Origin of the sequence: Sphaerisporangium sp. TRM90804 (genome assembly GCF_029846175.1) — a bacterium.
Taxonomy (GTDB): domain Bacteria; phylum Actinomycetota; class Actinomycetes; order Streptosporangiales; family Streptosporangiaceae; genus Sphaerisporangium.
Genome location: NZ_JARWAC010000079.1, coordinates 1 through 645, shown reverse-complemented (window position 1 = coordinate 645; position 645 = coordinate 1). Strand labels below are relative to the sequence as shown.

The 645-nt window shown below is 69.6% G+C and carries 1 protein-coding gene; it reads right to left on the bottom strand.

Annotation, left to right across the window (positions count from 1 at the left end):
- Positions 1 to 645, bottom strand: a 645-nt coding sequence (locus PYR91_RS36325; RefSeq protein WP_279787564.1) for a phospholipid carrier-dependent glycosyltransferase, incomplete at both ends; no start/stop codon positions are given.

Sequence of the window (645 nt, the reverse complement as noted above, 5' to 3'; positions counted from 1 at the left end):
CCGCTTGAGGTGGCTTGGGCCCAGTTGCGGCCGTAGCCGTAGGCGGTGGCGAACCACCCGCTCCAGGACGCCACATACGCCAGCACCGGAACCAGCCCCAACGCCACGACCGCGGTCGGCACATCCTGGGTCAACGCCCCCCGATACGGACGGCGCACCCCCACCGCCCGCCGCGCCCCCGCATCCCACACCAGGCTCATCACCGCGAACGCCACCAGGAAGAACACCCCGCTCCACTTGGTGGCACACGCCGCACCCAGCATCACCCCCGCACCGATCCGCCACGGCCGCATCCCCAGCCACGGACCGGTCCCCGTCAACGGCGACCCCTCATACCAAGCCGCCAGACGCCCCCGCGACCAGTCACGATCAGCCACCAGACACGCGAACCCGGCCAGCACGAACACCATCAAGAACACGTCCAGCAACGCCGTACGGCTCAACACGAAATGCAGACCGTCCAACGCCAGCAGCAACCCCGCCAGACACCCCAGCAACGTCGACCGCGTCATCCGCCGAGCCACCCGCGCCACGACCAGGATCGACACCACACCCGCCACCGCGGCCGCGAACCGCCACCCGAACGGATCAGCACCGAACAACCACTCACCCACCCCGATCAACCACTTGCCCAGCGGCGGGTGG